Source organism: Pantoea sp. X-Soil-YNGN-785 (assembly GCF_059730585.1).
In genome coordinates this window covers 29,680-47,446 of sequence record NZ_AP035943.1, presented here as the reverse complement: position 1 = coordinate 47,446, position 17,767 = coordinate 29,680, and the positions used below count along the sequence as shown (strand labels likewise).

At 48.5% G+C, this 17,767-nt stretch carries 15 protein-coding genes; 5 read left to right on the top strand and 10 right to left on the bottom strand.

Going from position 1 to position 17,767, the window contains the following annotated elements:
* Nucleotides 1-18 precede the first annotated feature (18 nt).
* The 5 genes from AC6I8E_RS18750 to AC6I8E_RS18730 all read left to right on the top strand — a co-directional run bounded on the left by AC6I8E_RS18750 (nt 19) and on the right by AC6I8E_RS18730 (nt 2,205).
* On the top strand, nt 19-339 hold the full coding sequence (locus AC6I8E_RS18750; protein WP_497824838.1) for a hypothetical protein: 321 nt from the start codon (nt 19-21) through the stop codon (nt 337-339).
* A 374-nt stretch (nt 340-713) separates the two neighbouring features.
* Nucleotides 714-1,004, top strand: coding sequence for a hypothetical protein (locus AC6I8E_RS18745; protein WP_236262781.1), 291 nt, complete (start codon nt 714-716; stop codon nt 1,002-1,004).
* A 41-nt stretch (nt 1,005-1,045) separates the two neighbouring features.
* Complete coding sequence (locus AC6I8E_RS18740) at nt 1,046-1,312, top strand: DUF1173 domain-containing protein (RefSeq protein WP_257010029.1); 267 nt, start codon at nt 1,046-1,048, stop codon at nt 1,310-1,312.
* A 147-nt stretch (nt 1,313-1,459) separates the two neighbouring features.
* Nucleotides 1,460-1,918, top strand: coding sequence for an STM2901 family protein (locus AC6I8E_RS18735; protein ID WP_346436476.1), 459 nt, complete (start codon nt 1,460-1,462; stop codon nt 1,916-1,918).
* Nucleotides 1,912-2,205: a DUF1493 family protein gene (locus AC6I8E_RS18730; RefSeq protein WP_095707926.1), complete on the top strand. Its 294-nt coding sequence runs from the start codon at nt 1,912-1,914 to the stop codon at nt 2,203-2,205. The genes AC6I8E_RS18735 and AC6I8E_RS18730 overlap by 7 nt, the downstream gene beginning before the upstream one ends.
* 118 nt (nt 2,206-2,323) lie before the next feature.
* Here the strand turns inward: AC6I8E_RS18730 and AC6I8E_RS18725 are convergent, their stop codons facing one another.
* The 10 genes from AC6I8E_RS18725 to AC6I8E_RS18680 all read right to left on the bottom strand — a co-directional run bounded on the left by AC6I8E_RS18725 (nt 2,324) and on the right by AC6I8E_RS18680 (nt 16,985).
* Nucleotides 2,324-4,735, bottom strand: coding sequence for a hypothetical protein (locus AC6I8E_RS18725; protein ID WP_497824837.1), 2,412 nt, complete (start codon nt 4,733-4,735; stop codon nt 2,324-2,326).
* Nucleotides 4,736-4,778: 43 nt separating this feature from the next.
* Complete coding sequence (locus tag AC6I8E_RS18720) at nt 4,779-6,440, bottom strand: alpha/beta fold hydrolase (RefSeq protein WP_497824836.1); 1,662 nt, start codon at nt 6,438-6,440, stop codon at nt 4,779-4,781.
* A 533-nt stretch (nt 6,441-6,973) separates the two neighbouring features.
* Nucleotides 6,974-8,272 (bottom strand): NtaA/DmoA family FMN-dependent monooxygenase, encoded by a 1,299-nt coding sequence (locus AC6I8E_RS18715; protein WP_497824835.1) that lies wholly within the window; start codon nt 8,270-8,272, stop codon nt 6,974-6,976.
* A complete protein-coding gene (locus AC6I8E_RS18710; RefSeq protein WP_095707931.1) occupies nt 8,250-9,485 on the bottom strand; it encodes an aminotransferase class I/II-fold pyridoxal phosphate-dependent enzyme in 1,236 nt (411 codons plus the stop codon). The genes AC6I8E_RS18715 and AC6I8E_RS18710 overlap by 23 nt, the downstream gene beginning before the upstream one ends.
* Nucleotides 9,486-9,634: 149 nt before the next feature.
* On the bottom strand, nt 9,635-10,759 hold the full coding sequence (locus AC6I8E_RS18705; RefSeq protein WP_095707932.1) for an ATP-grasp domain-containing protein: 1,125 nt from the start codon (nt 10,757-10,759) through the stop codon (nt 9,635-9,637).
* Between the two features lie 112 nt (nt 10,760-10,871).
* Nucleotides 10,872-12,137: an ATP-grasp domain-containing protein gene (locus AC6I8E_RS18700; protein WP_095707933.1), complete on the bottom strand. Its 1,266-nt coding sequence runs from the start codon at nt 12,135-12,137 to the stop codon at nt 10,872-10,874.
* Nucleotides 12,138-13,295, bottom strand: coding sequence for an ATP-grasp domain-containing protein (locus AC6I8E_RS18695; protein ID WP_095707934.1), 1,158 nt, complete (start codon nt 13,293-13,295; stop codon nt 12,138-12,140).
* A gap of 27 nt (nt 13,296-13,322) precedes the next feature.
* Nucleotides 13,323-14,708 carry an MFS transporter gene (locus AC6I8E_RS18690; protein WP_095707935.1) on the bottom strand — a complete coding sequence of 462 codons (1,386 nt, stop codon included), beginning with the start codon at nt 14,706-14,708 and terminating at the stop codon, nt 13,323-13,325.
* 132 nt (nt 14,709-14,840) lie between these two features.
* A complete protein-coding gene (locus tag AC6I8E_RS18685; RefSeq protein WP_095707936.1) occupies nt 14,841-15,914 on the bottom strand; it encodes a TauD/TfdA family dioxygenase in 1,074 nt (357 codons plus the stop codon).
* 456 nt (nt 15,915-16,370) lie between these two features.
* Entirely contained in the window at nt 16,371-16,985 is a 615-nt protein-coding gene (locus tag AC6I8E_RS18680) for a TetR/AcrR family transcriptional regulator (protein ID WP_095707938.1), read from the bottom strand.
* Between the last annotated feature and the right edge of the window lie 782 nt (nt 16,986-17,767).

The window sequence follows — 17,767 nt, the reverse complement described above, 5'->3', positions numbered from 1 at the left end:
CCACACCCGGTGACCATAATGGCCAAAGTAAAATTCATCCTTCCCCTGCTGCTGATCCTGGCCCTCACGGCCTGGTGGTTTATCCCGCACGACAGTGAGGAAGACAAAGCGTATTACGTCGCGGTGTTCTGCGCGATTGATCACCACGGTCAGCAGCCGTTCGACCAGCAGATGCGAAATGTTATTGAAGGCGGCAATTCTGACTATGCGCTGCAGAAAATAGCCTATAAACCGCGGCTTGGACGTAGCGTGATTGGCCGCTGGGAGCAACTGAAATCCGATGAGCAACAGCGTGCCGCGCAGGATGACCATGCCTGCCAGCAATTGCTGAAACGCTAATTTCTGGTGAGCGTGTTTATCTTATTATTCGAATAATTTCGCGCTGGTCATCATTATTGCTGCGCCCGTCTTGCCTTATTCCTCAGCACCTGAAATCAGCGTGGGTTTACCGTTTACGGCTGAAAGAGATGCATTAAAAATAGTGTCAGAACCTATTGATGGTGCTGAAAGCAGTCTCATTATGACAGCATACAGTTTCACCAATGAGCCGACTGCGGCGGCACTGGCTGGGTGAGCAGGCGCCTGCAGCAGACGGCTGCCCGGATTCGCATTGGTCGCGTTCAGCTGGAAGAATCTCTGCTGCTCATGGTCATGAAAGATACGCCGCAGGTTATCGCTAACCGGGAACACCTGAGAGCGGCCGGAAAGAACAAATGGCGACGTATCATCGTTTCTGTGCAGGCTGGAGTGAAGCCGGTGAAGCACGACGGAAGACTATACTGCCGCTGGGACTGTTTTCTGGTTTTCCTGACCTGGTTCTGCCTGAAGACGTTCGTCACCGCCTGGAGCAGAGCTTCAGCCGCGAGCTCAGTGACTGGCGCAGGGGAATGAAAGTCATGATTATCGCTGAAACGGAACCGCCTGAAACATCGTTCAGGTATGCACACGGGCGTAACCGGCCGATCAGCTGCAGTACCGTGACCGATATGGCGCTGAGACGGTAAGTCCACGCTTTGTTCCTGTGGATTCCGGTTATGAGGCGGCTGTGGAAGAAAAACTGTGGCAGGAAAAACGCGCCTTCATTAAGCCTCTGCGCTACGACGGTGAGGAAGATGTGTTTCCGGATTTTGTGCTCAAGGACGTTCCTGGCATGGATGCGCTGCCGATGGAAGTGTTTGGCATGAACTCGCCAGAGTACCTGCTGCGCAGGGAGGTAAAAACCGCTTACTACGAGGCGGAATATGGGCCCGGGCGTTGGTGGTACTGGAATGCTGCTGAGAAGTCTGGCATGCCTGCATTTCCCTGCGTCTGACACGGGAGTCTTTCAACTGCAGGGGGATAGGGTTGAAGTACCGTCTCTGTTTATCCTGTACCTGACAGGTTGTCAGGCCTGAACGCTCAAGGTATTGTTTAAGAAGCGTCAGGACGATAAATGAAGCTGAACCTGCAGGAGCTGGCAGTGGACACGACTGAAGAACTCAATAACACCTATTTCTACGCAGGCAGACCCAACCTCACCGCTGGTGAACTCTTTTTCATAATTTTCTGTGAAGAAGTTGCTGAACAGCTGGGGGTTGATGACTTCGGCGCGATCGTGGCCATCCTGTCCGGACGTAATGTCCTGACTACCCGCACCAAACCGCGCGATGCTCTCAAGGGAACCTCCTATGCCTCACGGGCAGCGCGCAGAGTATTTCCGAAAGCCAAATTTCCCTTCGGCATAAAGCTCCCCACCATCGTAGGGGGATACCCGCCCCGCACCGCGCGTATTCTTTTTACGCATAAGCTCAGCACCTTTGTCGGACGGGCGATACCCGTCGTAGGCTGGGTGATGCTGGCCAGAGACGTTGCCAGTATCAGTTTCAATTCGGTCAGACTGTACAATGCCATCGCCCGCGGGGAGGATAAGATATGGTAGATGACACCCAGGCACGCGTAATGGCACTCATTGAGCCGTGGAACGGCCGCTCCCTGCTGACGTTCCGGAAAAAAACACTCACGCCAGAGATGTCGCTCAATCTGGACATGAAGCTGGACCCGGAGGACGCAGCGGAATGCCTTCAGAACGTCTTTGATGCGTTTGGGATGGATTCTGACCAGGTGACATTCAGCCTCTACTATCCAAAAAACCCGCGCGAGGCCATCCCTCTTACTATCGGGATGCTGATTGAGTCAGCACGTGCCAGGCGATGGTGCTATGACTGATACGTAAGGCGTCAGATACTATAATCAGTGTTAAGGTCTGAAACTCATAGTCCTGCTCACAAGTACTGACACGAATCTATCTACGCACAATCTGCTATGAAAAGACTTGATGAGAGATTTATTCAAAACGATCATCCATGGCACTGAACTCCCGACGTTCGCGTTCTTTTTCATACTGAATGTCTTTGTCAAACTGAACCAGTAATCGGGTGGCTGCGGAGGAAATATCGGCCCGTTCAGAAGACTGCAGTTCTGTAAGAAGAGCGCGTTGTTCTTCCATCTTTGCTGACCATCCGCCTGATGTGACTCTGGGCCTGAATTTTTGCACCATTTCTGCCAGAACAGTCTCAACGTTATTGCATCTTAACAGTATTGATTTGGCCAGTTCAGTCCAGATATAAACACCTTCAACCTGAGAAATGGGCGATAAAAGTTGTACAAGATAACCGAACCGAGTGTCAGGGTCCTTCTCGCCCCAGGCTAAAACATCTTCGGATTTTATTTCGGTTTCTTCCAGAGGATTGGTGCACAGCATAAAAGACAAAGCCCGCACAATCTCCTCGTTTAAAACCCCCTTTTCAGGAGAAAGTAGGTTGAGTACGAGCGTAAGGTTCACCCTGAGCACTATTCGGAGTATTTTATGCAGGTCAAATAAATAAATATGCTGACTGGAGCAGAAAAAAATCGCCTCAGTTAATTCGTAGAGTTTCTCGTCGGAAGCGTTTTCAAAAACTCTTTTAGCTAGATTTTCGAAGTTATAAGATAGTTCGTATTTGTTTTCATTCGGAAAATGACGCAGCATAGAGCAAATGAAATCCTGAGCATAGCTGACTATATTATCAGAGGGTACATAATCAGGTATGAACTTGTAAGCTATTCTCATGGCGAGTATGTCAAGTACGACGCTATATCCGTTTTTAAGAGGGTGTAACGCAGTTAATAAATCAATAAGCGTAACGTCACTTAGCAGGGAATGCCGTTGTCCATGAGCTATTCCTGCATAATCTGATGCATTGACTCCATCTTGAGATAAATGTAACTTGATTCTTTTCACAGCAACATCATCTAAAGCAACAGATAACTGGAGTGCAGGGTAGAGAGTTAGAAAATGTGGATTCTCAACACATCCATCAAGTAATTCATCTACTTTGGACCTGTTTTCAAGATAAAGTCCGGAAATTGCTCCGCTGATAAATGCCTGATTCAGATAGCTGACATTTGATCTAGAAAGGATATCATTTAATTTTTGTAGAATATAACACCGGTAATCAGCTTTACTTCCCACCCTAAATGCAAATGCACCTATATGTGAATTGTTTCCTATTTCAGTCAAGCATCTTTCTATAATTTCATCAATCATGTATCTGGGCTTGTTTAATAGCTCATCCGCAATGTATGCGGCTCTTTCGAGTGCAATCTCGAAGCCAGTCTTTATCATAGCATCCTGGGTTTTTTCGTCATCAAGAACGAAATGATATAGCCCATTAGAGAATAATAATAATTCAACATTCTTTTCAATAGTATTTGGTCTTGCAGCAATCTCCAGTTCTATGAGTTTATCTTTATCTCTAAGAAGGTTTTTCTTGCTGTCGAAATTCAGAATCATAGACACAGCACTCCACACATCAGCAGATGTTCTGTTATCCATGTTTTTTATTATTATATCGTATAAAGCATGTCTCACAGAGGAAATGCGAATTTTCCATAAGCCATTTAGGTGACTTGTCAGTATTTTAACCATTTCAGATTGCCAATAAGGACGTCTCCCGGCCGTTTCATTAATAAAGTTCAAGACGCCAAGGTACCATTTCTCGTGTTCATCATAACTTTCTGGATAATAGCCATAATCTCTGACCGAGGAACCGAAATCAAAGCCAAGGTGAGACACAAAGTTGTCAGTCTTAAGCAAGCTTTTAATCAGCTTTATGTTGATATCCCGTCGCGGGTTTTCAATGTTTTCCTTTATGAAACTTATCCTTTGATCGACGGTAGCATGGGTCCCGGAGAGATGCGCAGAAAAAAGGCTGCAGAGAATGTGCAGTACAGAATTATTGTTATCACCCTTGCTCTCGCTTAACGAGAAAAGATAAAGCATTGAAGCGCAGTCGTTGAAATATCTGCTTTCATAAGCCAGTGAACGAAGCAGACGCGTGATAGTAATAAATGCAGGATTATCACGTGTGCAGAATATCGAGTCTCTTTCATACATGCGTTTGAGGAATTGTATGGTTTCTGACGGGGCTATGGGAGCTATATTGGAAATAAATATAAAGCAGTTGTTGTATGCTGGATTTTTTGTAATCGGTAAATCTGCAATATATTTTTCAAATTCGCCATCAGGTGCCAGCATCGAATTTGCGTATGAATGAGCTTCCGCTGAGCGGCTTAAATAACCCAGGCGACGCGTTAACGAACTGAACAGGCGCGGCGTCAGCCGTGGATTAATATGTTCCGAGATTTTCGCGTGTGACATATTTTCTAAAGCCAACTGGGCCAGCCCGTTCGCGATAGGGTGCGGAAGTACAGCCATCCATACGCTTCGGGTCTGCGCAAGCCCTCTGCGTTCAAGTTCTTTAGCACTGCGCAGCAGATCTGATGTCGGAAAGCCGGCTCAGACAGTCGAGCTCCTCACTATTACCTTTCTCGGCTTTAAGCTGGAAGGAGTAAACCAGCGAAAAAACTTCTGCACTTTTCTTGTCATCCTCACTGACTGCTTCACTCTGGTTAAGCAGTCTGCTGAAAAGCTCCCTATCTTTTAATCTTGATATGTCGTCATCCCGGCCAACCGCCGACGCAAGGGCTATTGCAACCCGTGCGTTTCCTCCTGAAAAATCGGCAATTTTATGAATACTATTTAATCCGATATCCGGATAATTCCTTTTTATTAATTCTGTGATGAGTTCTTCTGAACCTGCCTCCATCACAATTAAGTCAGTGTTTTCCGGGAGATCTTCCCGGATATCATACTCAATGGTCAGCAGGCTGACATGACCGGTCGCCTTGCCTAATTGTTCCGTAAGCGTTCTGTGCAGGGGCGATCCACAGTTATCAACTATCAGGACTGCCCTGAAGCCGCTGGATACGAGCTTTTCAAGCAAAGCCGCAGGAACCGGGTCAGGGTTGAGCGCTGTGTCGGTATAGAACACCGACTTCTGTGAAAGCGGTTTAATCCCTGTTTCGGACTCAAACAGAGCCTGCGCAAACCGGGTTTTACCTACACCGGAAAGCCCAACCAGCCTTACTGATGCGCCAGGTTCTCTGAGACGATTACGTACAGAGTCAATGATCCCGGCGGCGTCAATCTTTGTTTCTGAGTTTGAGCTGGCATCAGAAAACTTTACTTTTTCATCAATTATGTAGCCGGCTTCTTTGTTCAGACCGGTCCAGTTACCGTACCCAGACCAGCCGCTATAGTGCTTTCCCGCATGTTCCCTCAGCCATAAAGTCTGACGGTCAGCTTTTTCCTTAAATATAAAGTTTTCAATCAGCTGATAGACCTGGTCTTCACGATCGTCAGGCTTGCAGATGCTGCTGTGATTTTTATCAACCAGTATTAAATGTTCATTAAAACCTGCATCTGCGCTATCAGGTTTTACTATCCAGCCCAAAACACCTGTATTTTTGCTTTCGCCCAGGCTAAGAGTTGGAATTTTATACTGACGCAACCAGTCACGGGACCATACATTCAGCTCTCTCAGGTCAGGGTTGTTTCTGTACAAATAGAGTGTAGCGGCAGAAGGGCTCAGCTTAATTAAGCTCATTGCTAATCTGACAGGCAGCATATTGCCGATTGTAGACAGATCTGAGCCCGTATGGGGGGTTCCGATAAATGCTGTTCCTGTTATTCTGGATATCAGTTTATTTGCTTCCTCACTTATATCTTTCCTGTCATGAGCTATTCTCATTATCTGCTTTATTATCAGTCCGCCCATACTGTGACCAATTAGAATTATCTCTCCTTCTTTTAGCTCTTTTTTTATGAAGAGACTTTCCGCAATATTTGCCGCACGGTCTTTGAACGCCATCGTATCGTTAATGAAATAAGCCGCTTTTGACTCATACTCCACTGACCAGACGCATACATCAGAAGCTTTATCTGTCAGCCACTCTGGCCAGAAAAGATGTTTATCCCTGCCGCAGGACCATGTGTCTCTGTAATGTCCTCCCAGCCCGTGGATAAATATGACGTGCTTTCCGGCCTCTCTGTCACCGGACATATATTTGATCTTTGACATGCAGTTCCCTCTTGTCTGACGGATTTGGTTTATCAGGCTGGCCGTATGTGTGCCGGCCATGCAACGCAGCATGGGATGCACAATTCAGCGCAGAATTCTGCGGTGGTTTTGTCCCGCCCGTGCGCACGGTGACGGAAGAGTGTCATAAACACGCTTTGAGACATCTTCTCTTGTTCCGGAATTTATTCCATGCTAACGCGTTGCAGTGAGTTTCTCATTGTTTTTCAGCAGATCCGAAAAAAGGGAGAACCGGATCCAGATATTGTTTGCTGAGGGCTGTTTTAGTGAACCTGAAGGCAACTTCAAGGAGGGTACTTTGTCAGAAAGACATGTATAACCAACACAACCCCGGATATGGAGATGCTCACTGTGCAGGGGGACATAATCAGGACAGGAAAAGCCGCATAAGCGGCATTTTTATTGTTCTATCTTCTGAGTCTGTTGTCAGGATGAGGCCCGCAAATGCTCTGGCTCAGAAGAGAACTGCCAGTTGTTGAATTTAAAACATTAACTTGATGAATTTTCGATGTTTTTTACGAGCTAAATATTTTTTCCCTATATGTTCCTTCTGAATAGTCAGTTTTGTACACGCCTCTGGTCTTCAGTTCCGGGATCAAATAGCCTATAAAATCCTCATAAGTTCCGGAGTTCACTATGCTGGGCATGTTAAACCCGTCCGCGCCGTTTTGCTGTAAAGTAACAATCTTATCAGCCAGCTCTGAAGGACCGCCCACCATAACGCACCCCAGTCCCCCGACAGCCGCACGCCGGATCAGCTCGCCGACAGTTTCGGGACATTTACTGTGACCTGATACTGTAAACTGCTCAGCAAATGACTGAATGGCTTCTGACTGGAAGGAAGCCAGCGGCCGGAGTGGATCCTGGTCGGTCAGATCAATACCCAGCCAGCCAGAAGCTAAAATCTCCGCACCCTTTATATCTGCAAAATGCAGCATATGTTCATACTTCTGCTGAGCGACTCTGTTATTTTCTGCCGTGATAAAAGTTACCTGAGGGATGATACGGTAGGACGTGCGCGGCCTCCGCCGTTCTGAGAACTTACGCATAATTCCGGACATGAGATGGTTAGTATTTTCTACCGACTTACCGGCCAGAAAAACGCACTCTGCATTTTTAGCAGCAAAAGCGAGTCCTGTATCAGATGCTCCGGCCTGGTAGAGAACGGGGTAGCCCTGCGGAGAGTACGCAGTCAGACCATATCCGGAGAATTTTATATAATCTCCCTCAAATCTCACTTTTTTTGCAGATGAAAAGAAAGTGTCATCCGGAATGGTGTTCATCCGGGGGGCGGCGGCCCACATTTCCATGCACAGCGAGACGTACTCCTCTGCATAAAGATACCTTTCTTTATGATTCAGAGGTGCGATGAACCCCATTGCCTGCATGGCCGATGGCAGATAAGACGTGACGATGTTCCAGGCCATTCTGCCCCGGGTGAGATGATCCAGCGTACTCATCTTTCTGGTAAACAGATACGGTGTGTCAGCAAAAACTGACGAGGTCATGCCGAAACATAAGTTACGCGTCACGGATGCCATAAGCGCGACCGCCGGGGTAGGATCGTGAAGAGGGAACTGAATGCCCCTGGACATGCAATATTCTGACTCATCGTCTTTCTGAGTATGGAGGCCTAAAACATCAGCAAAAAAAACCCCATCGAACAGAGCATCCTCAAGCGTGGTGGCCAGCTTTTTCCAGTAATCCGGATTCATAAAACCGGCACACTGATTGTCCGGATTTTTCCACTGGCCCGGATTAAGATGGGTAAGGGAGTTAAGAACAAAGGCGTTAAAAATTAACGGGCTTTTCATTAAGCACCTCTCTTTCTGCCATCAAAGAGTTCAGCTTTACCTGAAAGGCGCTGATCTGTTCCTTCTTCATATCAGCCCTTAAGGTGATCCGTATTGCCGGGCTAGATTTTGGTACAACGGGGAAAAATACCGGAGAGGTAAGGAAGCCCTCCTCTGCCAGCTTTGTGCTGAGCCAGATGCATTCCTCTGCACTCGAACACCGTATTAACCTTACAGGACTCGGGCTCGAATCATCTCTTGTGCCGCGGAGTTGATCAAAATGATGGATGTTATCAGACAGCTTTTTTTGCAGCCGGGGCAGCAATGCCGAGTGGTGTATCGCCAGTGAAGCCATTCCTGCACCTATACCGGCCGCATTCAAGCTCTGGGACCAGTTAACCGGGCCGCCGTACTGCTCAATCACCGGGGTGATCTTTTTATCTCCGTACAGTATCACGCCCCCCGAAGCGCCAAATGCTTTGGCCAGAGAAGCTACAATAAACGTGTTTTCAGGGAGTTCAGTAAAGAAAGAGCGGGCATAACCGGTACCGCAGGCGCCAGAAATGCTCATGGCATGTGAATCATCGTAGAACAGACCAAGCCCGTACTTATTCTGAAGGCTCACGATTTCATTGATGGGCGATATACCACCCATGCTGTAAAAGGAATCCGCGACGTAAATAACGTGCTGATTAGTCTTACAGATGTCCTCTAAAGCGGTGACGTCGTTATGGCCGACAGTCATTACAGACGTTTCTTCTGCGCACAATGCTTTGAGATGGTTCATTGAATAATGCGCGAACCGGTCGAACACCATTAACGGTTTTATACCGCCATTAAAAACACCTGATGCCAGTAAAGGTAACATTGCTGCTGATGCACTGCTGCAGGAAAGCGTTACCAGAGCCTGCGCGTTGAAATGATCGCTGAGCGCATTCTGATAGTTATCCAGCAGAGCGAGACGGCAGCGATTCCTTGAGCAGGCTATCCGCAGCGTTGCCTGTTCCTGGATAGCCTCAATGGCACCTCGCTGAATTTCCTGCGCGTAGTCCAGGCCAAGATAGGACGTAGTGCAGAAGTGGATAAAATCACGTCCATACTGATCCGTCAGGCTGTTATCTCCGTTTACCGTGACGCTCAGTTGACTAGTTCTGGAGCGACGTGCTGTATTCCAGTGAGGGGATGAAGTTTCATGAACCTTGCTGATGTTCGAGTGTGTCTTAACATTATTCATCAATGTTTTCCTTACTTATGCTGAATATATGGCGCAATAATATTCAGACGCAAAGACCCGTGAATGGCCGCACCATATGGAGTGATCGCATTTTAAAAAAAGGCCTCAGCCGTTCTGCAGTTACCGCCCAGAAGCATCCGGAAAATAACTTAACGCACGGTCAGGTACAGGTAAGACCGTCGTTCCCTGCCGGTTAAAATCTGTGGGGAGAATGACAGCCTGACATCCTCGGCAGACAGAAAGCCGGTTTCTTTGAATTTCAGTATTTCAGGATCGGAGTCCAGGAAAAAAATAACCTGAGCAAATCCTGAAGGTTCTGCTCTCTCTGGTAAGAAAACATCTGAACCATTCAGTTTATTAAGTAGCGCGTTAACCATATCGAAACCCCATGCATCACGGATAATATCCGTAATGAAACTTCCTGCAATGCGGGGGTTAACTTCAATAATATGAAAATTATCGGATTCAGTAATGCAGTCAATATGAACAGGTCCCCAGCAGAGATTCATTGTGGCTACGACGTGCTCACAAAGCGCAGCAATATTCCTGATGGCCTTTACACTAAGGTCGGTTTCAGAGGTGTACCCCCGCTCAATAAATAAATCACCGGCCTTTTTTTTCTTCATCATAATACCTGCGAACTGGCCATCGAATATTTCAACGCAGTATTCGGGGCCGTTTATAAAGCTCTCTATCATTATATCTCCGGAGGGTATAATTTCAGGCAGAGCTTTATACATTTTCCTGAGAAATTGCATGTGGTCTGAAACTTCAGCCGGGGTGTGACACTTTCTTATTCCATGACTCGCCGACCCTTCAACCGGCTTTACTACAACGGGAAAGGTAAAATGTTCAAACCGGGACTGATATAACTTATCGTCAAGGTTGTACTGGCGTGATGCACCCAGCCTGCAGCCCAGGCTGTTCAGAATTACGTCCTGATTTTTTTTTGAAACACATCGAGAGACAGCCTCAGCATCCGGTCCCGGAATGCCCAGGCGATTCGAAACCTGTGCCGCCACCGAAGCATACATATCATGTGCTGTTGTAACCCGGATATACTCGCTGTCTTTACGGATGACATTCTGAATATAGCCAGCGACATTATCTGCCGTTACAGTCAGAGTAACGACATTCACTTCTTCTTTAAAAACATGGGTCAGGTCATCATGTTCAGCAGTGATCACCGTTACGTGCAGCCCCCTGGCCAGCGCCTGGTCCACAAGATTCAGGCTGGTCCCCGTATTCCTGGCACCGATAATAACAAGATGCATAAGTTCCTCGTTTTCCCGGATAGCTCATCGCCCGTATGCAGGAAAGAGCACGGACAGATGATACTGGCTGTCAGCTGTGGGTAAGGCCGCCTGTGCGGCCTTTTCAGATCTCTTATGCGGGCTCGGCTGACGCCTGAGGAACCATAAAGTATTCATTTTCGATTGCCCTGATCGTTTTCCAGTCCCTGTTCAGCTGTTCAGAATTTTCATGAAACAACCCGACCATACCAATAGCCGTCTGCAGGCCCGTAGTGACCTGGAGCTGACCGCCCGGTTTCACCCACCGCTTTACGCTTACAAATGAAGGGAGGCTTTCAATTCTGTCCCAAGGGAAATTCTGTAACTGACGGCCCGAAACCGGAGAAACCAGCAGGACATGTCCGCAGTAGCCGCTGAATCCGGGGGCCTTACCGATGCTGTCAATAAAGTGCGCATTATTAACAAACGCGTTGACGGTAGCGGACACATGATTTTCCCCCGTCACCGCCGTCGTCAGTAAGGGATCGAGGCTTCCATGCAGACGGGAATTCAGCTCAACGATTACTGGCCCGTCGCCGGTTAGCATCACTTCCATATGGGACGGTCCGAATTTAAGGCCGACTGCATCCAGTACTTTTTTGGCGTAATCAATCAGTGCCGAGAATCTGTGCTGGGTATGGTCAACCACCATCATTTTTTCAAGGCGCGGTGATTCCCGGCGATCGCGGTCCACTTCCCATACGCTGACAACTTTGTGATGGCCATCGAAAGAAACAATATCAACAATGTACTCCTGCCCCTGCGTGCAGGACTGAACCAGGATTTCGTTCTGATCTTCATCATAATAAGATTTTGAATTGAGAATATTGTCTGCTGCTTCCCTGACCTGAGAAAGGGTGTGGCACACTTTCACGCCACTCACACCAGCTCCCCGGGTAGGCTTCACCACAACCGGCAGGGTAAGATGAGCCTGCGTCCATTCAACGATCTCGTCTGCCTGTTCTGACTGATACTGCCTGGGCGTGAGAAGTCCGCTACGGCTCAGGACTTCTATCTGCTCAAACTTATGGCGGCGTGCCTTGGCAAGATGGACGGGGTTTTTGTAAGGAACATCAAGCGCTTCGGCAAGCTCGGCCGCAAGCTCGATACCGCTTCCTCCGCCCGGCAATACCACGTCAATCTGCAGATCCTTCAGGTTCTCTGCCAGCACGCGGATATCACCCTGATATACGAGGCTGCGTATAAAGTCAGAATGATTGATCTGCGCCCTGAGGCGTTCCGGCAGTGTCTCACTGCTGAGAACGTGAACACACTGAACCCCATAAGAACGGAATGCCGGCGCCAGATACGCGCTGGTTGATGCACCATCCACAATCACGACAGTACTGATTAGTTTCATTTAGTTAGTCTCCGGCTGGAAATTCTGTATAAGGTTTCTGACGTAAACGAACGCCCTGCGCCTGCGGTTACTCAGGTGCTGTGGACCGTAGCTGATGTGCATAAAGGGGTTACTGAGTTCACCCTTTTCAGTAAATGACCAGGGTAACGGGTCGCTTTCGAGGAAAAAATTAACGCAGGCGTAAGCGGCAGGCAGGAAGCCTGCAGGCACCGTGACCTTTTTGCCCTGAAGCTTATCAACGAGGTGTTCAACCATATCAAAGCCATAGGCATCCCGGACAATATCGCAGATAAAGCTGCCGGCAATCCTGGGATTTAATTCAATGATGCTGGCGAAACCATTATGAACGATGCAGTCAACATGTACCGGCCCCCAATCGAGCCCCGCCGCCTGTACTGCCCGGGCGCCTGTTCCGATAAGGTTACGAAAGGTCTTTTCATCTATATCCAGTTCTGACGTATAGCCGCGTTCCAGAAATTCGGCGCCGTACCGTTTGGACTTGCGCATGGCGCCAACATAATGCCCGTCGAAATACTCAACGCAGTATTCTGTTCCGGGCAGATATTCTTCCAGCAGTACAGTATCGCTGGGGACCAGGTCCGGCCGCTGTTCTTTCTGATTAACCAGATAGTCGAGATGGCTGATTACCTCGGAATGCTGACAGCAGAGTTTCACGCCATTACTCGCAGTTCCTTCTGAGGGTTTTATTACTACCGGCAGCTGCAGCCTGTGGAGCGCTTCCCCCCGGGCTTTATGATCTGAAAGGCGGAATTCCGAATAGCCGGATGTCGGGATATTGTTATCGGTGAGTATCCTTTTCTGCTGTAATTTTGATACCGCACGGGTAACGGCTGAGGCATCGGGTCCCGGAAGGTCAAGTGCCGAATTGACCTGTGCAGCAACGCTCGCGTACACATCATTAATCGTGGTGATCCTCAGGTCATGTTCCGGCCTGAGGTATTCTTTTTTAATCCATCCGGAAATGATGCTGACCTCTGCAGGCAGATATTTTATTTCAACTTCCGGAGGGAAAACCCCCTCCAGTCTGTCTTCAGGGTTGCTGACAATTGTGACGGCCATTCCTCTTTTCAGTGCGGTGCTGACCAGTGCCAGGCTTGTGCCTGTTTTCCGGGTGCCTATAATTACAAGCCTCATCATGCTCCCCTTTCCTGACAATATATTTATTTAAAGAAATAACGCGGCCAGGATGACTCCGGCCACCCGGAGTACCACTGAGATATCAAAGGCAAGCCTTGCGCCAGCGGTCATGTTCTCAGCAGCACCCACTATCAGTGCGCCCAGCAGCGCGACGCCCAGGGCGCTGCCAACCTGCCGGGATACGTTAAAAATGGCTGATGCAGTCGCAGAACGCGTTGACGGCACGTTGCCGAGAATGGCTGATGTGAGAGCCGGGGTGCTTATTCCGGAACCGATCGCCAGGAAAATCATGCTCACCATGACAACGTAATACGGCGTATCCCTGTCGAGGTCATGTAACAGCAGAAAGCTCAGTACACATAAAATTCCGCCGCCAGCAACTGTGATACGGGGCGTGAAATATCGGGTAAGGCGGCTGCTTGCCACATTGGCAATCATAATCACTGTAAATGGCAGCAGGGCCAGCCCCGTCTGCGTTGGGGAGTACCCTTTTACACTCTGGAAGAAAATGCTCAGAATGAATATCAGAGCATAGAAGGTCAGATTGGAAAGCAGTCCCAGAAGAACGGCAATGGTCAGCACGGAGTTCCGGAACAGCGATAACGGAATCATCGGCTCTGCTGCCCGCGCCTCACGGGCCACAAACAGCAGGGCAGCAGCCAGAGCCAGAGCCAGTCCGGTCCATATTTCTGGTGATAGCCATCCCTCTGCTCCTGCCTCAATCACGGAATACGTGAGCAGGAACAGAAACAGTATGGCCAGGACCTGACCGGGCATATCAAAGCTTTTACTCTTCTCCGCCGGCGTTTCCGCCACAAACCGGTAAGTTGCCCACAGGCTGAGCAGGCACACGGGAAGATTGACGAGGAAAATGGCGCGCCATCCGAAGGCTGTCGTAAGAAGACCACCGGCGACCGGCCCCATAGCGCTTACTGCTCCCCCGATGGCACTCCACCATCCTATGACATGGCTTCGCACTACCGGATCGCCCGCGCAGGCATGGGACAGCAGCGCCAGTGACGTCGGGAGGATCAGCGCCGCGCCGGCACCCTGAATGCATCGGGCCGCGATCAGGACATCCACGGAATGCGTAAGGGCACACGTCAGGGAAGCCAGGCAGAAAAGAAAAAGTCCGCTATTAAAAACCCGGCGGCAGCCAAAGCGGTCTCCGGCTGCGCCCGCCGTCAGTAACAGAGCGGCAAAGGACAGTGTATAAGCGTCAACCACCCACTGAAGTCCTGAAACCCCTGTTTCAAGGCTGCTGCCAATTTCCGGAAGCGCAACATTCACGATAGTCACGTCCAGCTGAACCACAATAAAGCCAAAGCTGGTTGCAAGCAGGGTTCCCGTCACGGTATTGCCCTGGCCTCCCGTCATGGCTGATCGATGAGATGTCCGGCTGGCTGGGTTCATAATGTTCCTTTCTGGCATGGCAACTGACAGTAAGTCAGCTGACTCTGTTGCGCCTGCTTCGCCTTTGACGTACGGAGGCCTGGCGGGCTTGTCAAGGCCACCGGACAGCAGGCTGCCGGTGGCGGTGTGGCTTCAGGCAGCCGACGGCGTTTTCTCGCGCCCCGGTATTTCCGATGCTGCGGTTTTCACGTTGGGATCAAACACGCGGTCTTTAACGGGTACGAACGACCTGAAGTTCCAGAGGTTGCGGGCTACAAAAATGCGCTGTACCCAGCGGAGCGCACGATCGTTTTCATCAAAAGCGGGCTTGAAGCTGTCACGGGAATGCAAAGTAAAACTGTTATTAATGAGGATCAGCCTGCCGGGACTGATCTGAACGCCGAATGAAACTTCGCGTACTGCCTGATAAAGATTTTCCAGAGCCTGTTTTGCACGCGGATTCACGGCCAGTACCATATCCGGATAGAAGGCTACGGTCACACGCGGGGCAGAGATAGGGCCTGACAGAATCGGACTCAGGTCAGTATTATCACGTGGTTCAGCAGACGCGCCGCGCCAGCGGTAAGGCACGCGGATAATGAAATTTTTGCCGTACAGATGCTTGATATCCTCTTCTGAAAGTTTTTCCAGCGCCCGGCGGCAGTCGGAAATGCGGGTCTGCGGCCCGCCAAGCGGTTCCCCTCTGACGCCCAGTAATATGAGTGCAAGCGGTGACGTATCGCCTTCCGGCATATATGCCTGCGCAGCATTTTCAATATGAAAATCGAGCTCAACTTCAGACCCGAGACCGGTAAACTCTTTGGCTGCCTCTTTATGCGGCGTAAGATTATTTACCAGCTCATGGCCTTCATGAGCAATGGAATAGGGTTCACCCGTAAGCACACCCATTGTCACCAGTATATTTTCAGTCAATACGCCACTTTTGAATGCGCTGCCTGATTCATTATGACGTGGACTGCCGGTGACTGACTTATCTACCGGCAGATTATCAATCTGCAATGAACCGAGCGCGCTCGCTGAAAAGCCTTTAACCTTATTGATCGCCGTGATCACCCTTTCAGGAAATACCGTATAGGCAACCTTTCTGATTTTATTTAAATAAACGTCTGAGCCTGACGGGTCATAGTCAATTTTTTCAAGAACTGATCGGATATATTCTGATTCTTCCGTGCTGAGAACAATATTCTGGTCTACATTCGGCTTCATTTATAAATCCTCATCCAGTGTGATACAGGGGGGTCTTTACAAAACTATATAAAAACTACTCCCTGAAACTATCTGAGTCAAACCTGTTTGATGAATTATTAGTGACAATTATTCATAAGCAATGAAAGATAGGATCAATAGATTTTCCGCGTATGAATCATGTTTTCACTGTCAACAGGTGTAAAACAGTTTCATTTTTATTGATGGCATGAGAATACCCTGAGGAAACGAGCTCAGTGTTTATAAGTAAGGGTTAATAATTACATTACTGTAATTATTGAAGGTGATGGTGTAAATATAATCAGTGTGCTTTCATCAAATGTTCTTTTATAGAACCTTCCTTTTTCGCTCCAGCCGCAGATAACGTTTTTACCTGACGAATGCAGAACAGTCAGGAGCCTGTTCCTTTTTTTTCTCCGGACGGTCATTCCTGCCATCAGCATCACGTTATCCCGTTCACTTATCGTTACTGACAGGCAATGCGAGAACAGAATTGATAAAAAACTCATTCGATCTTCGCAGATTTTCAATTTTTGGTTTTACTTTCCCGTATAACCTCATACCTTCCAGCATCATAAAAAGACCTTCAGCCATAACGCCGGCATCATAGTCATTCCGGAATACGCCTTTCTTCTGGCCCTTTTGCAGAATGCGTGTCAGCCGGGAAATCAGGCCTGAAAACATATATTCAATTAGCTCCCGGACAGCCTCATCACCAGGAAGCAGTTCACTGGCCGCCGCAATGGAAAAGCATCCCCGTGCTCCATCAGGACCGGCGGTGAGCTGTGCAAAAAAATCGAGCGTCTGGGTCAGGGCTGTTTCGGGTTCAAGTTCGGTTTCACGCTGCGTGAGGCGCCGCAGGCCGCCATCCATATACTGACGAAGCGCAGCAAGGAAGATGGCATGTTTGTCGGGATAAAGTTTATAGATGCTTGCGCTGGCCAGCCCCGATTTTTCTCTGAGATCGGCGAGAGATGTCGCCCTGTAGCCCTTCTCCCAGAACAGTGCCTGAGCAACGTTCAGAAAGTCAGTAGGGTTAAATTCTCTTGGTCTGCCAGCGTTTCTTTTCATGGATCATGAACCTTTATTGTGGATTACTTAATCTACAATCAGGTTAATGCTTTCGTAAAGCGTTTTTAACTAAAATTTTACTTTTGGTGATGGTGAGGTAAAGAGGATAAGGCGGGACGGTATGGAACGTTGTGGTGCGGGCCGGTCTGATCCTGTCTTCTGAATGATGTTGCCTCTCAGACACTCAGGCTGAGCAAATTTTACTCATAACGCAGCTTTTAATCTTATAAGCAATAATTTCCACTTTCAGTCAATAATTCAGCATAAGTTCTATTTTATATCAGATGCGCCATTCTGGCTGCCTATTCACTTTATGCTGCTCACGCCGCTTTCTCCTGATTCAGAATATCCGAAAAAGGCCAGAACCGGACCTTCCCCTCTCAGCGGCGCTTTTCTGCGCAGGGCACTATATTTAGTGGTTCAGTCAGCTGGTCTGACTACCAGATGTACGGTACTGGCTGCAGAGGGCTCTGACAAAGCGAGCTTTGCCCCGACCCGCCGCAGTGCTTTTCTTCCGGTTACTGCCGTAAATGGAAAAAGTCGGATCATACCGGTAAAGGCGCCCGGTAATTTCGAGTGGTTTATTTAAGCAAACTATTGGTAACCAAGGATAAAATAAGCACACTCATATTATCTTTGATTAATTTTTACATATTGAGTAAATCAGCCCTTCTGTAAGAACGCTATGAATCCTCCGGAAAACTGTTACGTTCGAATCCATGAAAGCCCATGATGATTTCAGCTAAGCCTTCGAGAAAATCCGGTACGGAATTACTTCCTCT

Excerpts from the sequence above, each read along its gene's own strand:
- AC6I8E_RS18690 (WP_095707935.1), bottom strand. The coding sequence starts at position 14,708 with ATGAACCCAGCCAGCCGGACATCTCATCGATCAGCCATGACGGGAGGC.
- AC6I8E_RS18750 (WP_497824838.1), top strand. The coding sequence starts at position 19 with ATGGCCAAAGTAAAATTCATCCTTCCCCTGCTGCTGATCCTGGCCCTC.
- AC6I8E_RS18710 (WP_095707931.1), bottom strand. The coding sequence starts at position 9,485 with ATGAATAATGTTAAGACACACTCGAACATCAGCAAGGTTCATGAAACT.
- AC6I8E_RS18705 (WP_095707932.1), bottom strand. The coding sequence starts at position 10,759 with ATGCATCTTGTTATTATCGGTGCCAGGAATACGGGGACCAGCCTGAAT.
- AC6I8E_RS18725 (WP_497824837.1), bottom strand. The coding sequence starts at position 4,735 with ATGGCTGTACTTCCGCACCCTATCGCGAACGGGCTGGCCCAGTTGGCT.
- AC6I8E_RS18700 (WP_095707933.1), bottom strand. The coding sequence starts at position 12,137 with ATGAAACTAATCAGTACTGTCGTGATTGTGGATGGTGCATCAACCAGC.
- AC6I8E_RS18730 (WP_095707926.1), top strand. The coding sequence starts at position 1,912 with ATGGTAGATGACACCCAGGCACGCGTAATGGCACTCATTGAGCCGTGG.
- AC6I8E_RS18720 (WP_497824836.1), bottom strand. The coding sequence starts at position 6,440 with ATGTCAAAGATCAAATATATGTCCGGTGACAGAGAGGCCGGAAAGCAC.
- AC6I8E_RS18745 (WP_236262781.1), top strand. The coding sequence starts at position 714 with ATGGCGACGTATCATCGTTTCTGTGCAGGCTGGAGTGAAGCCGGTGAA.
- AC6I8E_RS18680 (WP_095707938.1), bottom strand. The coding sequence starts at position 16,985 with ATGAAAAGAAACGCTGGCAGACCAAGAGAATTTAACCCTACTGACTTT.
- AC6I8E_RS18715 (WP_497824835.1), bottom strand. The coding sequence starts at position 8,272 with ATGAAAAGCCCGTTAATTTTTAACGCCTTTGTTCTTAACTCCCTTACC.
- AC6I8E_RS18695 (WP_095707934.1), bottom strand. The coding sequence starts at position 13,295 with ATGATGAGGCTTGTAATTATAGGCACCCGGAAAACAGGCACAAGCCTG.
- AC6I8E_RS18685 (WP_095707936.1), bottom strand. The coding sequence starts at position 15,914 with ATGAAGCCGAATGTAGACCAGAATATTGTTCTCAGCACGGAAGAATCA.